This window comes from Geobacter metallireducens GS-15 (assembly GCF_000012925.1).
Lineage (GTDB): Bacteria > Desulfobacterota > Desulfuromonadia > Geobacterales > Geobacteraceae > Geobacter > Geobacter metallireducens.
Genome location: NC_007517.1, coordinates 368,996 through 384,522, shown reverse-complemented (window position 1 = coordinate 384,522; position 15,527 = coordinate 368,996). Strand labels below are relative to the sequence as shown.

The 15,527-nt window shown below is 61.3% G+C and carries 16 protein-coding genes; 3 read left to right on the top strand and 13 right to left on the bottom strand.

What is annotated here, in order from left to right; all coding sequences use genetic code 11:
- The first annotated feature begins 274 nt into the window (after positions 1-274).
- From GMET_RS01720 to GMET_RS01710, 3 genes are read left to right on the top strand one after another with little or no spacing between them, the layout of a single operon-like run.
- Positions 275-718: a YqaA family protein gene (locus GMET_RS01720; RefSeq protein WP_004512316.1), complete on the top strand. Its 444-nt coding sequence runs from the start codon at positions 275-277 to the stop codon at positions 716-718.
- A complete protein-coding gene (locus GMET_RS01715; protein ID WP_004512315.1) occupies positions 718-1,890 on the top strand; it encodes a vWA domain-containing protein in 1,173 nt (390 codons plus the stop codon). The genes GMET_RS01720 and GMET_RS01715 overlap by 1 nt, the downstream gene beginning before the upstream one ends.
- Before the next feature lie 2 nt (positions 1,891-1,892).
- Positions 1,893-2,297 carry a hypothetical protein gene (locus tag GMET_RS01710; protein WP_004512314.1) on the top strand — a complete coding sequence of 135 codons (405 nt, stop codon included), beginning with the start codon at positions 1,893-1,895 and terminating at the stop codon, positions 2,295-2,297.
- 94 nt (positions 2,298-2,391) lie between these two features.
- On the opposite strand, the gene GMET_RS01705 is transcribed toward GMET_RS01710, so the two are convergent.
- The 13 genes from GMET_RS01705 to narH form a co-directional block, all read right to left on the bottom strand.
- Complete coding sequence (locus GMET_RS01705) at positions 2,392-3,735, bottom strand: OmpA family protein (protein WP_004512313.1); 1,344 nt, start codon at positions 3,733-3,735, stop codon at positions 2,392-2,394.
- Between the two features lie 517 nt (positions 3,736-4,252).
- A complete protein-coding gene (locus GMET_RS18715; RefSeq protein WP_187148461.1) occupies positions 4,253-4,408 on the bottom strand; it encodes a hypothetical protein in 156 nt (51 codons plus the stop codon).
- Positions 4,409-4,529: 121 nt separating this feature from the next.
- Positions 4,530-4,730, bottom strand: a complete 201-nt coding sequence (locus GMET_RS01700; protein ID WP_004512312.1) for a cold-shock protein — start codon at positions 4,728-4,730, stop codon at positions 4,530-4,532.
- Between the two features lie 163 nt (positions 4,731-4,893).
- Complete coding sequence (locus GMET_RS01695) at positions 4,894-6,273, bottom strand: sigma-54 interaction domain-containing protein (protein ID WP_004512311.1); 1,380 nt, start codon at positions 6,271-6,273, stop codon at positions 4,894-4,896.
- A gap of 54 nt (positions 6,274-6,327) precedes the next feature.
- Complete coding sequence (locus GMET_RS01690) at positions 6,328-7,230, bottom strand: protoglobin domain-containing protein (protein WP_004512310.1); 903 nt, start codon at positions 7,228-7,230, stop codon at positions 6,328-6,330.
- Positions 7,231-7,359: 129 nt separating this feature from the next.
- Complete coding sequence (moaA, locus tag GMET_RS01685; protein WP_004512309.1) at positions 7,360-8,340, bottom strand: GTP 3',8-cyclase MoaA; 981 nt, start codon at positions 8,338-8,340, stop codon at positions 7,360-7,362.
- A gap of 1 nt (position 8,341) precedes the next feature.
- On the bottom strand, positions 8,342-9,550 hold the full coding sequence (gene glp / locus GMET_RS01680; protein ID WP_004512308.1) for a molybdopterin molybdotransferase MoeA: 1,209 nt from the start codon (positions 9,548-9,550) through the stop codon (positions 8,342-8,344).
- An 85-nt stretch (positions 9,551-9,635) separates the two neighbouring features.
- A complete protein-coding gene (locus GMET_RS01675) occupies positions 9,636-9,914 on the bottom strand; it encodes a cytochrome c7 (RefSeq protein ID WP_004512307.1) in 279 nt (92 codons plus the stop codon).
- Between the two features lie 43 nt (positions 9,915-9,957).
- Entirely contained in the window at positions 9,958-11,385 is a 1,428-nt protein-coding gene (locus GMET_RS01670) for a NarK family nitrate/nitrite MFS transporter (RefSeq protein WP_004512306.1), read from the bottom strand.
- 39 nt (positions 11,386-11,424) lie between these two features.
- A complete protein-coding gene (locus GMET_RS01665) occupies positions 11,425-12,744 on the bottom strand; it encodes an MFS transporter (protein ID WP_011365655.1) in 1,320 nt (439 codons plus the stop codon).
- A gap of 20 nt (positions 12,745-12,764) precedes the next feature.
- The gene (gene narI, locus GMET_RS01660; protein WP_004512304.1) at positions 12,765-13,460 is read right to left on the bottom strand and encodes a respiratory nitrate reductase subunit gamma; all 696 of its coding nucleotides are present in this window, start codon (positions 13,458-13,460) and stop codon (positions 12,765-12,767) included.
- Positions 13,454-14,074 carry a nitrate reductase molybdenum cofactor assembly chaperone gene (narJ, locus tag GMET_RS01655; RefSeq protein ID WP_004512303.1) on the bottom strand — a complete coding sequence of 207 codons (621 nt, stop codon included), beginning with the start codon at positions 14,072-14,074 and terminating at the stop codon, positions 13,454-13,456. The genes narI and narJ overlap by 7 nt, the downstream gene beginning before the upstream one ends.
- Positions 14,071-15,525, bottom strand: coding sequence for a nitrate reductase subunit beta (gene narH / locus GMET_RS01650; RefSeq protein WP_004512302.1), 1,455 nt, complete (start codon positions 15,523-15,525; stop codon positions 14,071-14,073). The genes narJ and narH overlap by 4 nt, the downstream gene beginning before the upstream one ends.
- Positions 15,526-15,527: the final 2 nt, after the last annotated feature.

The following is a 15,527-nucleotide window of genomic DNA, read 5'->3' as shown; positions in this document are numbered from 1 at the left end:
TCTTAACAACTGAAAAAGCCGGGGGTGGTCTCTCTGTCCACCCTCGGCTTCCGGTTTAGTGTGTAGTGTTTTTCAGCTTCCCTACAACAAACCCCTACCCTGGGCAGACGGCCTAAAATAAAAGCCGCACCAAAAGTAAAAGCTAACGTAGGAAAAGAAGCCGAAATTGATCATGGGTCGTATAGTCGCCCAACCCATTAGAATATGTCAAGCCCTAATTTCTGCAGATGCAAACCCTTTGACATTTTCCGTCCCCTTCCGCTAGGGTTACACAATGGAGCAGCTCCTGACAACCCATAGCCTTCCGGCCCTCTTCGGCCTGAGTTTCCTTGCGTCTACCCTGGTCCCCATCGGTTCCGAGTGGCTTCTGGTCACGCTCCTCCTCAAGCATCATGACCCGGCGCTGGCGGTGGGCGTGGCAACCGTCGGCAACTGGCTCGGGGCCTGCACCACCTACGCCATCGGCATGTGGGGCGGCCCCTTTCTGGTGCGCAGAGTCCTCAGGATCGACGAGGCGACGGAGCGCCGGGCCGACCGTCTCTATGGCCGGTACGGCTCCTGGTCCCTTCTCTTTTCGTGGCTGCCGGTCATCGGCGACCCCCTCTGCCTTGTGGGAGGAATCCTCCGGGTGAGGTTCATCCGGTTCTCGCTCCTTGTGGGGAGCGGAAAACTGGCCCGCTACGCCTTTATCGCCTGGATCACCGTGCGGGGGATGTGATGCCCAAGCGGAATATCGAAAACGCCATTGTTCGGATGCTGAAGCGTAAGCCTTTCTACGGCCGGTTCCTCCTGGGACTACGCCGGGAGGGAGGGAACGGCGGCCACCCCCTCGGGGTGACGGTGCGGGACGGGGTGCCAACCCTGGCTGTGAACGCCCCTCTCTTCGGGGCCGAGCCCCCGCAGGTTCAGGAAGGGCTCCTGGAGCACACCATCAAGCACCTGATCCACCTCCACATGTTTCGCCGCAAGGGAAGAAACAACCACGACTGGGACCTGGCCTGCGACTTGGCCATCAACCCCTCCATCGAGCACCTCCCCGCCGATGCGCTCCTCCCCCGGGCCTTCAAGCTGGAGGAAGGGCTTGCGGCTGAGGAGTACTACGCCCTCCTCGTCGACCCCTTCGACACGGGAAGCCTCAAGGGGTACGGCACGGGAAACGCCTCGCGGGATAGCGGGGGGAAGAAGGAGTCCGGGGAGGACGAGGAGCAGTCCGTGGCGACAGTGGACGACCACGCCATCTGGGACGATGCCGATGCCACGCCGGTGCGTCTTGCCGAGGAAGTGGTGCGGGGGATGGTGCGCGACGCCTACCGGGCCTGTGACGGAGAGGTGCCGGCCGACATCCGGCAGGTGGTGGCGGGGATGCTCGCCCCCTCGCCGATTCCGTGGCGCCAGGTGCTCCGGCAGTTCGTGGCGACGGCGGGGAGAACGGGCCGGCAGACCACCTGGATGAAGGAGCATCGCCGTTTTGTTCATATCACGCCCGGGACCCGAAAAATGCGGCGCCTGAACCTCCTGATCGGAATCGACGTGAGCGATTCAACCAACAGCGTCGAACTGCGGGAGGCCTTCGCCCAGGAGTTGGTCCGGATCTCCCGGGGACGGGAGTCAACTATCACCGTACTTTACGCCAACAGCCGAATCCAGAGGATCGACGCTTTCCGTGGAGTTGCGTCGGTAGTTGAAATCTACGAAGGGGGAGGGTTCACCGATCTGCGGCCGGTTTTCAGTTTTGCGCGGACCATGCACCCCCTCCCTGCTGCGGTTATCTACCTTACCGACGGCATTGGTCCGGTGCCGGAACCGATGGAATTCCCTACCCTCTGGGTGCTGACGCGGGATGGTGAAAAGCCGGCGCCGTGGGGGGCGGAGGTTAGACTGGAGGTATGACTATGGAAGAATTCACGCCAATGACTGCCGAGTCGGTGTGGGAGATTCTCGTTAGGGAAGGAGCGGAGGTATTTGCCCGCGAGGGGAGAAGTGACAGCTACGGAGCGCCGCGGGATTTCTCCTTCGAGGTGAAGGCCCTCTTTCCCAACGGCATGGGGCTCCATATCGTGGCGCGTCAGTTCAACTACCGGGACCCGTGGGAGGCCGCAGGCCGGGTGAACGACATGGTGGATGTGTCGCTTCTCCGTGACGGCTCCTACTCGCCCTTCCCCAAGGGATACCCCTGGTTCCAGGGAACCGACCAGGAGGAAGGAATCGACGAGAAGGGACTGCGCGAGATTATTGGCTGCGTCAAGGGGCTGAATCCGAAGGTCTATCTTCTCCAGGAACTGACGGGGGACTTGTAGCCCATCCAGGTATCGTTCAGGATCACAGGCCACAAAAAAACGCACTGCCCGAAAGCAGTGCGTTTTTTTGATGACGTCAGTTGTACTGTTACGGTTACTTGCGCTTCTTCAGCCCGCAGTCGATGTTGGCCACTACGCGGCGGTTCTTCTGGCGCCCTTCTTCGGTGGCGTTGTCGGCAACCGGCTTGGTCTCGCCATACCCCTTGGCAGAAAGACGCTTGGCGGAGATTCCGAATTCGTCGACCAGGTTCTTCATGACGGCCTTGGCCCTGCGCTCGGAGAGCTTCTGGTTGTACTTCACAGTTCCTTTGCTGTCGGTATGCCCTTCGATCACCGCAGTGGCGTCGGGATACTCTTTGAGGAAGTCGGCCACTCTCTTGATCTCATCGCGGAACTCGGGCTTGATGTTGGCCTTATCGAAGTCGAACTCAACCTTCAGGGTGATGCAGACCTTCTCCGGGCAGCCGTTCTTGTCGACGGCGGCATTTTTCGGCGTATCGGGGCACTTGTCCAGGTAGTCGGGTACGCCGTCACCATCCGTATCCAGTGGGCAGCCGACGCTGTCGACCTTCACGCCGGCCGGGGTGCCGGGACACTTGTCCAGGTAATCGGGTACGCCGTCACCGTCGCTGTCCAGCGGACAGCCGACGCTGTCGACCTTCACGCCGGCCGGGGTGCCGGGGCACTTGTCCAGGTAATCGGGTACGCCGTCACCGTCGCTGTCCAGCGGACAGCCGACGCTGTCGACCTTGACGCCGGCCGGGGTATCGGGGCACTTGTCCAGATTGTCGGGTACGCCATCGCCGTCACTGTCGAGGGGTGCAGTAGCGACAACCTTTTTGGGCTCGGGCTTGGGCTCGGGCTTCGGTTCAGCCTTGACCGGAGCCGGAGCAGCCTTGCCGCCGCCGAACTGAAAATCGAGGCCGGCGGTGACTTCCTGATGATTCAGAGCATCGTTGAAGGTAAAAATGTTGCGGCCATCGGCGCGAAGCGCAATACGATCCACAAGGAAGAGCTTCACACCGCCGCCGGCAGTGAGTATCCCGTCGGTCCGATCTGCATCGGGCACACCTTCACGGCCTTCGTAGGTAATACCGCCGAGCCCCGCTGCCAGGAACGGCACAACCCGTGACTGGGGAATAAAGTGATAGAGGAGCTCGGCGCCATAACGATAGACATTGGAGCTTCCATTGCCGTTATCGTACTTGGTGTCGGTATAGGCTCCCGAACCCTCGACTGCCACGTTCTCGGTGAAGTTGTAGCCGAGCCTGAGACCGCCGGTGGGCCGGCTCTTGAGATCAGAGTCCCGGTCGAAGAACGTGTACCCACCGAAGGGGCTCACCGACAAAGCACCTTCCTTGATGCGGCTCTCACTGTGGGCGGTAGCGGAGAATGCCAGACACGCCGCGGCAACGGTAATTGCTACTTGCTTCTTCATTCCATACCTCCTTGACGTTGAATTCATACCTCGTGGATGCAACACCTTTTACCTAAAGGCAAGCAAACAGAGATCATTTAATTATTTCAAACGACATGATAAAAGCTTTTATCGAAAAGTCAATTATTGAACTCAAATCAATGTGACACCATTATTGAAGAGAGCGCACTAGGCTTGAAATTTCAACACAATACAACTCATACAAATTCCCTTTCAATCTATCTGCTCTCTCGGCGGCGCGGCACTCCAGCGTCAATATCTCGCCAAAGCCGATGGACCGCAGACCGGTCAACTATGCTTCACGCCCAGTCAAACCAAGGCTCCGCAACGAAAACAGCCCCACGACTGAATGCCGATGGGGCTGCTCTGCGCAGGGAAAGGTGGTCCCCTCCCTGGAACCATTACACGAATCACTGCAAAAATTAATGGGCCTGTTCTTACACTAGATACAAAGCCAAAGTCAAGAACAAATGTCCCGTGTCACTCACGGCGCCCTGCGGAGAACTGCAGGAGAGGCTTATTTGCGCCACGGCCTGAGGAACAGATAGACGATGAGCAGAAATGGGGCGGACGAGAAGGCGGCCTCGAAATTGCCGAGAAACAGCTGCCAAGTCCCGAAGAAAACCAGGGCGATGACGAAAACGACAAGAAAGATTGAGACTAGCCTGTTCACGGGAGGAATGATACTTTCACCAGGGTCGCTACGGCAACAGGGGCGAGATGTAGACGTTGAATAAAAAGAGAAGGCCCCGGATTGCTCCGGGGCCTTCTTCGTTTCGCAGGGCTCGTATCAGTTACACCCTGGTTACGTTGGCCGCCTGCAGGCCTTTCGGGCCCTTGACGACGTCGAACGTTACCCTATCACCTTCAGTAAGGGATTTGAAACCGTCGCCGTTGATGGCCGAGAAGTGGACAAATACGTCCTCGCCGTTCTCCTGCTCCAGAAAACCAAACCCCTTGCTGTCGTTGAACCACTTTACTGTACCGTTTGCCATGTTCTTTCTTTCTCCTGCTGCTGTTGTTAGTTCGTCCTGGTACATCCACGGACATAGGGCACTCTACCAGCTTTTCCACCCAAAAGTCCACGAATAATTTTCACAGGGGAAAAATATTTCCCGATGCCAGGGAAGCCTCCGGAACCCATACCATCTGCTTCCGCTACGTGACCCCCAGCTGTTTCATTTTTTCCCACAAGGTTTTCCGGGAGATACCGAGGAGTCGAGCGGCATCTCCCTTCTTGTTGCCAGTGGAGCGCAAGGCCTCTTCGATAGCGTTTTTTTCCATGGAATGAACACTATCGGCCAGGGAAGCGGGACCGGCGGACGGGGAAAGCGGCTGAGCACCGGCTGGGTGCGGAGCGGTGAACTCCGACGGGAGATCTCCGAGGCGCAGATTGCTGCCAAGGGAGAGGGCAACGGCCCGCTCGACAGCATTTTCCAGTTCCCTGACATTGCCCGGATAGTTGTATTCCAGGAGGGCCTTCTGGGCCTCCGGGGCGATTTCCATGACCGGCTTGTGCATCTTCTCGGCGAACCGGTTGAGGAACTGCCGGGCCAGGGCGAGGATATCCTCGGTCCGCTCCCGCAGGGGGGGGATATGGATCGGGATGACGTTGAGGCGATAGAAGAGGTCTTCCCGAAACCGTCCCGCCGTCACCTCCCGGCGCAGGTCGCGGTTGGTGGCGGCGATGATCCGCACGTCCACCCTGATCTCCCGGGTGCTCCCCAGGCGCTCCACGGTCCTCTCCTGCAGCACTCTGAGCAGTTTGGCCTGGGCCGCCAGGGGCATCTCCGCGATCTCATCGAGGAAGATGGTTCCCCCGTGGGCCTGCTCGAATTTCCCCTTGCGCTCCTTGATGGCACCGGTAAACGCCCCCTTTTCATGGCCGAAGAGTTCCGATTCCAGGAGGGTATCGGGGAGGGCCGCGCAGTTGACCTTGATCATGGGGAGATCCTTGCGCGCGCTGTGCTGGTGGACGGCCCGGGCCACCAGCTCCTTGCCGGTGCCGCTTTCGCCGGTGATCAGGATGGTGGAGTCGACGGCAGCGGCGGCATTGATGATCTGGAAGATGGGGCGCATGACATCGCTGGAGCCCACCAGGTCGCAGCAGCCGAATTCGGACAGCACCTGCTCGCGAAGGGTGAGGTTTTCCGCCTTGAGCCGCTCCTTCTCGGTGATGTCGCGGCTCATCATCAGGGTTCCGAGATAGTTGCCTCCCTTATCGCGGATGGGGTAATAGCTGTTCTCGAAAACCCTCCCCCTCGTCTCGATGATATGGACATGAAAGGGGAGGACGCCGCTCCTGAGGGCGGCCAGCAGCTTGCGCACCCGCTCGGACGTATGGTTGGAATGGGTGCCGAAGATGGAAAGGATATGGCGCCCCAGGTAGTTTTCCGCCCGGATGCCGCGGATCTTCTCTGCGGCCGCGTTGATGTAGGCGAAACAGTCCTCCGTATCCAGGAAGACGATTCCATCCCCCATACTTGCCAGAATCGCCCGGTACACAGCGGGATCAATAGTTCCTTTTTCACTCCCCATGGCTCACCCTCACGTCATTGTATTTCAAAGAGTAGCATAAGTCCCGCTCCCCACTCAGCGTATGGGCGATATCTGCTGGCTTCGGGCGACCAGGTAGTATACGACTCCCAGGACCATCAGCGTCCCGGCCAGGAAGACCTGGGTCTCCAGGGGATCGTGACGGAGCGTCGAAATCAGGATTTCCCGGATGATGGCGATGATGACCACGCCGATGAACACCTGGATATTGAAGCGCCCCCCTTTCAGGGTCTTGATCTCGTTGTCCATGAGCTCGATCATCATCCAGAGGATGAGGAGCGTACCGAGGGCGCTCAGGATCCCTTTCTCGACGGAGCCCCTGAAGACATGAAATATCTCCCAGAAAAACAGACCAACGACCGAAAGGGACACGCCGACCAGGGCGAGCACCAGGACCAGGTTGAGGCCGTAGGTGAAACGCTCCGTTGCCCTGACCAGCAGCGATTCCAGCCGTTTGGAAATGAAGACCTTCTTCAGTTCCTCCTCGATGTAGGAGGCCGTCATGATGTCGAGGTTGATATCGAGAATCTTTTCCACCGCCTCTGTTTTCTTCCGCCGCTCGTCCCGGTCGGGAAAGTTCTCCCTGATCATGCCGACCGCAAAACGCCGCACCTTCTGCATGGCCGCGTTCACGAAATGGGCGTTGAGCCCGATTTTGACATGAACATGACCGACGCGCTGGAGATCGTGCAGGTACTGATTGTCGTAAACGCCCCGGAAGAGGTTGACGAACCATCCGCCGTGGCTCAGCTTGAGCCGCTGGAGGACCGTGTCGTCCTGGAGAAACGCGGCCGTTTCCGGAATGCCGAGGAGATAGTCGTAAAAGTCCTCAATCATCAGCTCCCGGTTTGCCTGGGCTATGGAGAGGAGCGACTTCAGCGTTTCGGCATCCTCGTCGCCGAACAGGTAATGCGCTTTGATTTCCTGCATGGAATACATAGAGGCACTCCGTTCATCGGCAGGCAGTCCTGACGTTTCCCGAGATTACTATATTTTTCATTATACACGGCTTGTGAATGAATTCAGGAAATAGAACGGAAACGTGACGAAAGGGCGAAAGGGGTGATCCTACCCCCCGACCGCCGCCATGGCAAAGGCCCGGTGCTCGGCCCTCTCCATCGACATGCCGTGGCACGCCGGCTTGGCGCAGGCCAGGTTTCGGAGAGCCTCGGCCAGGGGCTTCGAACCTTCGCACCTGAGAAAGGGCTTGAGGTCGATTCCGCCGTCGGAAAAGAGGCACGACTTTGCCATGCCGGTGGAGGTGACCCGAATCCGGTTGCAGTCGGCGCAGAAGTGACCGGAGAGGGCCGTGATGATTCCGATGGTGCCGGCAGCCCCCCTCAGGCGGAAATCCCGGGACGGCCCCGCCAGGCTCCCCTTTCCCACCGGTTCCAGGGAGAACTGCGTCCCTATCCGTTCAAGGATTTCCTCCCCCGCAATGGTCAGATTCTGCCAGTTCTTCTCCCTCGTGGCCGGCATGGACTCGATGAAGCGGACCGCGTAGGGATGCTCGATGGTGAGCCGCGCGAAGTCAAGCACCTCGTCATCATTCACCCCCCGCATTACCACCATGTTGATCTTGGGGGGCGGAAATCCGGCCGCCTCCGCGGCGGCGATCCCGGCAAGCACCTGCCACACGTCGCCACCTCGTGTGATGGCCCGGAACGTGCCGGGACGGAACGAATCGAGGCTCACGTTGAGCCGCTGCACCCCGGCCCGGCGCAGTTCCCCCGCCATCTCCGGCAGGAGGAACCCGTTGGTGGTGAGGACCAGTTCCCGAAGCCCCGGGAGTTTTGCGAGCCGGGCAAGGAACGGGACGATCCCCTTCCGCACCAGAGGCTCCCCGCCCGTCACCCGGATCTTCTCGATCCCCACGGCAACGGCGGCCCGGGCGATCCGAAAGAGATCCTCGTAGCTCAGGATGTCGCCGTGGCCGAGCTTCTCCACCCCCGCGGCCGGCATGCAGTAACGGCAGCGGAGATTGCAGCGGTCGGTCACCGAGAGGCGCAGGTAAGTGATTCGCCGTCCGTAGGTATCGATCAGTTCCATCTCAGGGGTGACCCATCTCGAAGTGCCGGTCCAGGAGCTGCACCTCCACCTCGCTGCCAGCGACGATGGCGGCGTCGGGAGGGAGCTTCACGAGCCCGTTGCCGCTGGTGAGGGATGAAAGCCGCGCCGACCCCTGGTCGCCGGTGGTGGCCAGCCGGTAGCGCCCCGCCTCGAGGCGGACCGACACCCGTACAAAGTGGGGCCTCCCTCCCCGGTTCCTGATGGCCTCCTCCAGGGTTCCCCGGACCACGGGCCGAAGGATGCGGGCATGCCCCATCATCGTCAGGAGGGCTGGACGGACGAACTGCTCGAAGGCGACCATGGCCGCCACCGGGTTCCCCGGCAGGGCAAAGACCGGTTTCCCCCGGACCATGGCAAAGGCCACCGGCTTCCCCGGCTTCATGGCCACCTTCCAGAATTTGATCTCTCCCCCCAGGTCCAGGAGCGCATCGCGGACAAAGTCCCTGTCCCCCACCGACACGCCGCCGGTGGTGACGAGGAGATCGGCCTGGAGCCCGTCGCTGATCTTGCGCCGGGTAGTCTCCAGATCATCCCGGGCGATGCCGAGCATGAGCGGCTCGGCCCCCGCCTCCAGAAGCTGGGCGGCAATGCTGGTACTGTTGCTGTTGATGATCTTGCCCGGCTCCGGGATGGAGCCGGGTTGCAACAGCTCGTCGCCGGTGGAGAGAACCGCGACGCGGGCCTTGCGGAACACGGTGGCTGTCGTCTTCCCCAGGGAAGAGAGGATGCCGATCTCCGGAGGGCGCAGGAGGCTTCCGGAGGCAACGACCAGATCACCGGCGTTCACCTCCTCGCCACGGCGGCGGATATGGTCGCCCCGCTTGACCATCCCCCGCAGGCGAATGGTTGTACCTTCCTCCAGCACATCCTCCACGGGAACAACGGTATCGCAACCGGGGGGAATCGGAGCGCCGGTCATGATTTTCATGGCGCAGCCGGGGGAAACCGGCTCCGTCGGTGCCACGCCGGCAGGAAGGAAGCCGCAGACCTCGAGGCTTCCCCCCTGCACGTCGTCGTAGGCAAAGGTGTAGCCATCCATGGCCGAATGGTCGGCCCCCGGGATATCCCACGGCGCGTGGACATCCTCCGCGATCACCCGGTGAAGCGCGTGCAACAGGGGAACCTCCTCGGTTCCCAGAAGCCCCGTGTGGGAAAGGATGATCTGTTGCGCTTCTTCAATGGAGATCATGGCATCACCTCTTTAGGCCATCGATTCGGTGGCTAAACGGTAGGGGCGGCGCGGCAAGCAGCGCCCCTACCGCAGGTTCCCATATTTACTTCTTGTGGCAGTCCGTGCAGCCGACCGGGCCTTTCTTCAGCTCGGTATGGCACCCCTTGCAGGTCTTGTGGGCCCAGTCCTTGCCGAAGTCCTTGATCTTGCCCGGTCCGTTTTCGTGGCACTTCTTGCAGTCCTTCAGCATCTCCTGGTGCATTTTATGGGGGAATGTCACTTTACCCATTGATGCGGGGAATTCAAATACGTCGGCGGCGAAAACATGTGCGGCAAAGGCAGAAGTGGCGACGAAGGCGATGGTGATAGCTGTTTTTTTCACATTGTTCTCCTTTTGTTGGTTAGATGCCTGCTGGGAAACGGCATTAGCAGGGGACTTCAGCGTTCTTACGCGAATAATACCACCAGGTGAGGATGATACAGCTCGCGTAGAAGGCGATGAACCCGTAGAGGGCCACCTGGGGGCCACCGGTGGCGGCAATGGAGGTGCCGAAGCTCTTGGGGATGAAAAACCCGCCGTAGGCCGCAAATGCCGAGGTGAAGCCCAGGACGGCGGCCGCCTCCTTGTTGGCGTCCTTGATTGCCTGCTCCTCCGCCTCCTTCCCCCTTCCCGCCGCATCGCGCTGCCGCTCGGTCAGGAAGATCACCGGGATCATGCGGAAGGTGGAGCCGTTGCCGATGCCGGTGGTGGCGAAGAGGAGGATGAACATGGCGAGGAATCCCCAGAAGTTGCCGCCGACTCCGCCGTGGGGGAGGAACGCCAGCACGCCGAACACGGCCCCGGCCATGATGATGAAGTTCCAGAAGGTGACCCGCGCACCACCGAGCTTATCGGCCAGCCACCCACCGACGGGACGGATCAGTGCGCCCACGAGGGGGCCGAGGAAGGCGTACTTGACCGGGTTGATGCCGGGGAACTGGGACTTGGTCAGGAGCGGGAGCCCCGCCGAGTAGCCGATGAACGAACCGAAGGTGCCGAGGTAGAGGATGCACATGAGCCAGTTGTGCTTGCGCCGGAAGATGATGGCCTGGTCACTGAAGGATGCCTTGGCGCTGGCGATGTCGTTCATGCCGAACCAGGCGACCAGGGCGGAGAGGGCGATGAACGGCACCCAGACGAAGCCGGCGTTCTGGAGCCACATAGGCTTGGTCACCCCGTTGATGACGCACTGCTGGGGATCGCCGCAGAGGGCGGCGAACATGCCGGTGGAGATAACCAGCGGCACGAGGAACTGCATGGCGCTCACCCCCAGGTTCCCCAGGCCGGCGTTCAGCCCCAGGGCGGTCCCCTTCAGGGCCTTGGGATAGAAGAAGCTGATGTTGGCCATGCTGGAGGCGAAGTTGCCGCCGCCGAACCCGCAGAGGACGGCCAGGATCAGCATGGTCGAGTAGCTGGTCGCGGGGTCCCGTACCGCAAAGCCGATCCCCATGGCGGGAATCAGGAGCGATGCCGTGCTGATGGCGGTCCACCGGCGTCCCCCGAAGATGGGGACCATGAAGGAGTAGAAGATGCGGAGCGTCGCCCCCGCAAGCGCGGGGAGGGCGGTCAGCCAGAAGAGCTTGTTGGTGTCGTACTTGAAGCCGATGTTGGGGAGGTTCACGCAGACCACGCTCCAGACCATCCAGACCGCAAAGGCCAGGAAGAGGGCCGGGATCGAGATCCAGAGGTTGCGGGTGGCAATGGCCTTCCCCCTGGTTTCCCAGAAATGCTGGTCTTCCGGGGTCCACTCCGTCAGAACGTGCGATGATGCACTCTTTTTCGTTTCCGTTGCTGTCAATACGTCCGTTGGCATCGTTATTCTCCTTCCATGGGAATTGGCTGTTATTGGCTGTTATTCGAGAATGTCGGCGGTCTTCAGCTTGCGATGAACGTTTTCTTTCTTCAGGGCCAGGTACATCCAGAACAGGGAAACGCACGTGGAACCGTACAGGAGCATGAAAGCGGTGCTCCGGACACCGGTCAGGTCCACCAGGGCGCCGAACATGATGGGGAGGACAAACCCGCCGAGCCCGCCAATGAGCCCCACGATGCCGGAGATCACGCCGATGTTGTGGGGGTATTCATCGGAGATGTGCTTGAACACCGATGCCTTGCCGAATCCCCACGCAATGCCGACAACGAAGAGAAGGGAGGTGAACACCCATACGTTGAGCCCCACGTGGCGCGCGACGGGACCGTTCACCGTGGTGACAACCACATCGAAGTGGGGGATCGAGAGGAGCAGGAGGCACCCGCCGGAGACCCACATGACCCAGCAGGTGACGGTGTGGGCGCCGAAACGGTCCGACAGCCACCCTCCCAGGGCGCGGATCACGCCGGAGGGTAGCACGAAGATGGCGGCCACCAGGGCCGCGGTCCGGATGTCGAAGCCGTACTCGTTGATGTAGTACTTGGTCATCCAGAGGGAGAGCCCCACGTAGCCCCCGAAGACGATGGCGTAGTACTGGCAGTAGCGCCAGACCTTCGGGTCCCTGAGGGCCGCCAGCTGGTCTTTGATGGTCACGGTGGAGCTCACTTTGTGGCTGTGCTCGGTGAAGGTGAATGCCCAAAACAGGATGGCCGTCACGAGCATGGCCACGGCATAGACCTTGGGGACCATCTGCCAGCCGTAGGCCACCACCAGGGAGGGGGCCAGGAACTTGGTGACCGCGGCCCCCGCGTTCCCGGCGCCAAAGATCCCCATGGCGAATCCCTGACGGGCCTTGGTGAACCAGCGGGCGGTGTAGCTGATCCCCACCGAGAAGGCGCCGCCGGCAAGACCGATGAAGAGCCCCAGGAGGAGAAAGTGCCAGTACGCCGTGGCGGCGCTCACCAGGTAGATGGGGACGATGGTGCAGAGCATCAGAATGAAGAAGACAATGCGTCCGCCGTACTTGTCGGTCCACATCCCGAGCGGCAGCCGAATCAATGAGCCGGAGAGAATGGGGGTTGCGGCCAGGATGCCGAACTGGGTCTCGTTCAGGCCTAGGGCGCCCTTGATCGGGATGCCGATGATGGAGAACATCACCCAGACCGCGAAGCAGACAGTGAAGGCGAAGGTGTTCATCGTCAGGACCGAGATCTGCTTGTACCTGTGGGTCGCCATGGTGCGCGTCCTGACCTGGGTCCCCCACGTTGCCGCCGTTGCCGTCTTCTGCTCGTGCCTTTCCATGGCGTTCTCCTTGAATGCCGTTACTCCACCTTCCCCTCGGGCCGGGAGCGCCAGCGGTAGAGGATGGGTGGATCCTTGAGAAAATCGAGAGGCCAGTAGAGGAGGTGGACCAGCTTGGTGAACGGCAGGAGCGCCACGATCAGGAATGCCCCTGCCGCGTGCAGCTTGAGGATGAGGGGGAAGTCGGCCAGGTACTCCACCTTCGGGTTGAAGTAGAGGAGCGAATAGAGGTAGGGAACCGCCGTGTGGAGGTACCACTGGGAGCCCCAGCGCATGAAGAGGCTGATGTAGACCCCGGTGAGCGTCTGGAAGGTCAGCAGAATGAGGAGCACCCAGTCGGCGGGATAGGTTACGCGCTTCAGCATGGGAGCGTTGACGCGACGCAGCAGGAGCACCACGCAGCCGAAGAGCGCGAAGAGCCCCAGGCCGAGCCCCACGCTCTCCAGAAAGACCAGGACCTCAACGTTCCCCAAGAGCGACTTCATGGCACCGGGGGCCACAACGCCAAGGGTGTGGGCCAGTATGATGGGGATGATCCCGTAGTGCCAAGGGTTGGCCCCCCAGTAGAGGGTCTTCCGCTCCAGGAACTGGGTGGAGTAGGCCGACCAGGTGAGACGGTTCGAGTAATAGCGGTAGGGGGTGACGACGATGAGCATCGCCAGGGCCACATAGGGAAGGGCCACAAAGATAAAGGTGTTCAGCACGGTGTTCAGCATGGGCTTACCTCCGGATGCGCAGCCGTTTTCGGGCGGTTTTTTTCAAGAACGCCATCGCCGATCCCTTCCGCGGGGTGCTCTCCCCGGGCGGAGTCCTCGCCGCAGATGAGGCGGACGGCCTCGACCGCGGGCCTCCAGGGGGAATCCCGGCGGGATGCCGCGAAGCTGTCACTGAGCTTCTCGACCCCCGGCAATACGTGCCGGTCAATGAACGATCTCCGTGCGTCGTCCTCTCCCCCGCGGACCAGATGGGCCAGGAACCAGAGTATGACGGGGAGATGATCGGGAAGCTCGTTGCCGAGGGGGGTGTAGCCGTGGCGGCCATACTCCCCCTTCAGGGCAATGAGATACGCCCCCTTCTTCTGGTTGTCGCCAAAGAGGTGGTGCCCCAGATAGGGGGCCACCGCCGGGTTGAAATCGAAGGTCGCCACGTATTCCTCCTGGAGCTCCGCCAGGGTCGATGCGGCCATGAACTCTCCGAAGGTGTCGAGGGGGCACTCCAGCCCCTCTTCGCTCAGATACCTCTGGACGGTGCCGATGGCCCACAGGAGGCTCTTTTTCTCCTGGGGATAGTCGAGCATCCGGGCGAGGGATGAATAGATATCCGCTGTCATCGTTTTCCCCTCCCCGTCTTCTTGAGAATGCCGAAGCCGCTGGCCCCCTTGCGGGTGTGGGAATCGAGCTCTTCCCGCTGCTGGGGCGGAATGATGTTCCGCTCGTTGTAGCCGCCGATGGTGAAGAGACGGTAGAGACGTTTCGCCCCTGCCTCGTCGAGCCCGGCCTTCCCGAGGCTCGCCTCGTCCGTGGGCTGGTTGAGGTTCTTGGCCCGCATGTGGATGCGAAGGGCGATGAGCTTCTCCAGGGCCGCCGCCACCACGTCCCGGTTGCCGCCCCCGAAGAGGCTCGCCAGGTACCCGATGGGGGCGCGCAGGGCCTCCCGGGTCGGGATCGTGCCGTGCTCCACCAGCTCGTGGAGCTCGCCGCCGGAGGTCAGAACCGGCGAGAGGGAGGGGATGTAGTAGGCCATGGGCATGGTCCGAAACTCGGGGTGGAGCGGCAGGGCGAGTTCGAACTCCTTGATCAAGGCATAGACCGGCGACTTCTCGGCGGCCTCCAGCCACTGCTCGGGGACGCCATTCTTCCTCGCCCCTTCCCGGACCGCCTCGTCCCGGGGATCGAGGATCACCCCCCGATGGGCCTCGACGAGCTGGTTGTCGGGCTTCAGGAGCGCCTGCTCCACCTTCTCGGCGTCGTAGAGGAGGACCCCCACGTAGCGGATACGGCCGACGCAGCTGTGGGCGCAGGCGTTGCACTGGCCGGTCTCGGTCCGGGGGAAGCAGAAGATGCACTTCTCCGCCTTGCCGCTGTTCCAGTTGAAGTAGACCTTCTTGTAGGGGCAGGCGCTCGTGCAGAACCGCCACCCCTTGCAGACCTCCTGGTCCACCAGAACCACCCCGTCCTCCCCCCGCTTGTAGATGGCCCGGGACGGGCAGGAGGCGACGCAGGCCGGGTTCGCGCAGTGGTTGCAGATGCGGGGGAGGTACTGCATGAACATCGTGCTGTACTGCTCGATGATCTTTTTGTCCTCCAGGTTCACGTCTGCCGACGCGTAGACCTGGGAGCCGGAGAGGTCGTCGTCCCAGTTGGGGCCGGCCTTGATATGGGCCATCTTCTCCCCGGTGATCTGGGAAAAGGCCTCGGCCACGGGCTGGTCATCCCCCCCCTTGGCCCCGTAGAGGTTGCCGTAGTCGAAGTCGAAGGGCTCGTAGTAGTCCTCCAGCTTCGGCATGTTGGGCTGGAAGAACATGTTGAGGAGCGTCGGCCCCTTCCCCATGGCCTTGAGCCGCAGGTTATGCCCGTCGGCGACCCATCCCCCCTTGAACTCCTCCTGGTCTTCCCACTTCTTCGGGTAGCCGACGCCGGGTTTCGTCTCCACGTTGTTCCACCACATGTATTCGGCGCCCTTGCGGTCGGTCCAGATGTTCTTGCAGGAGAGGCTGCAGGCGTGGCAGCCGATGCATTTGTCCAGGTTGAACACCATTACCAGTTGTGCTCTGACATCCATTG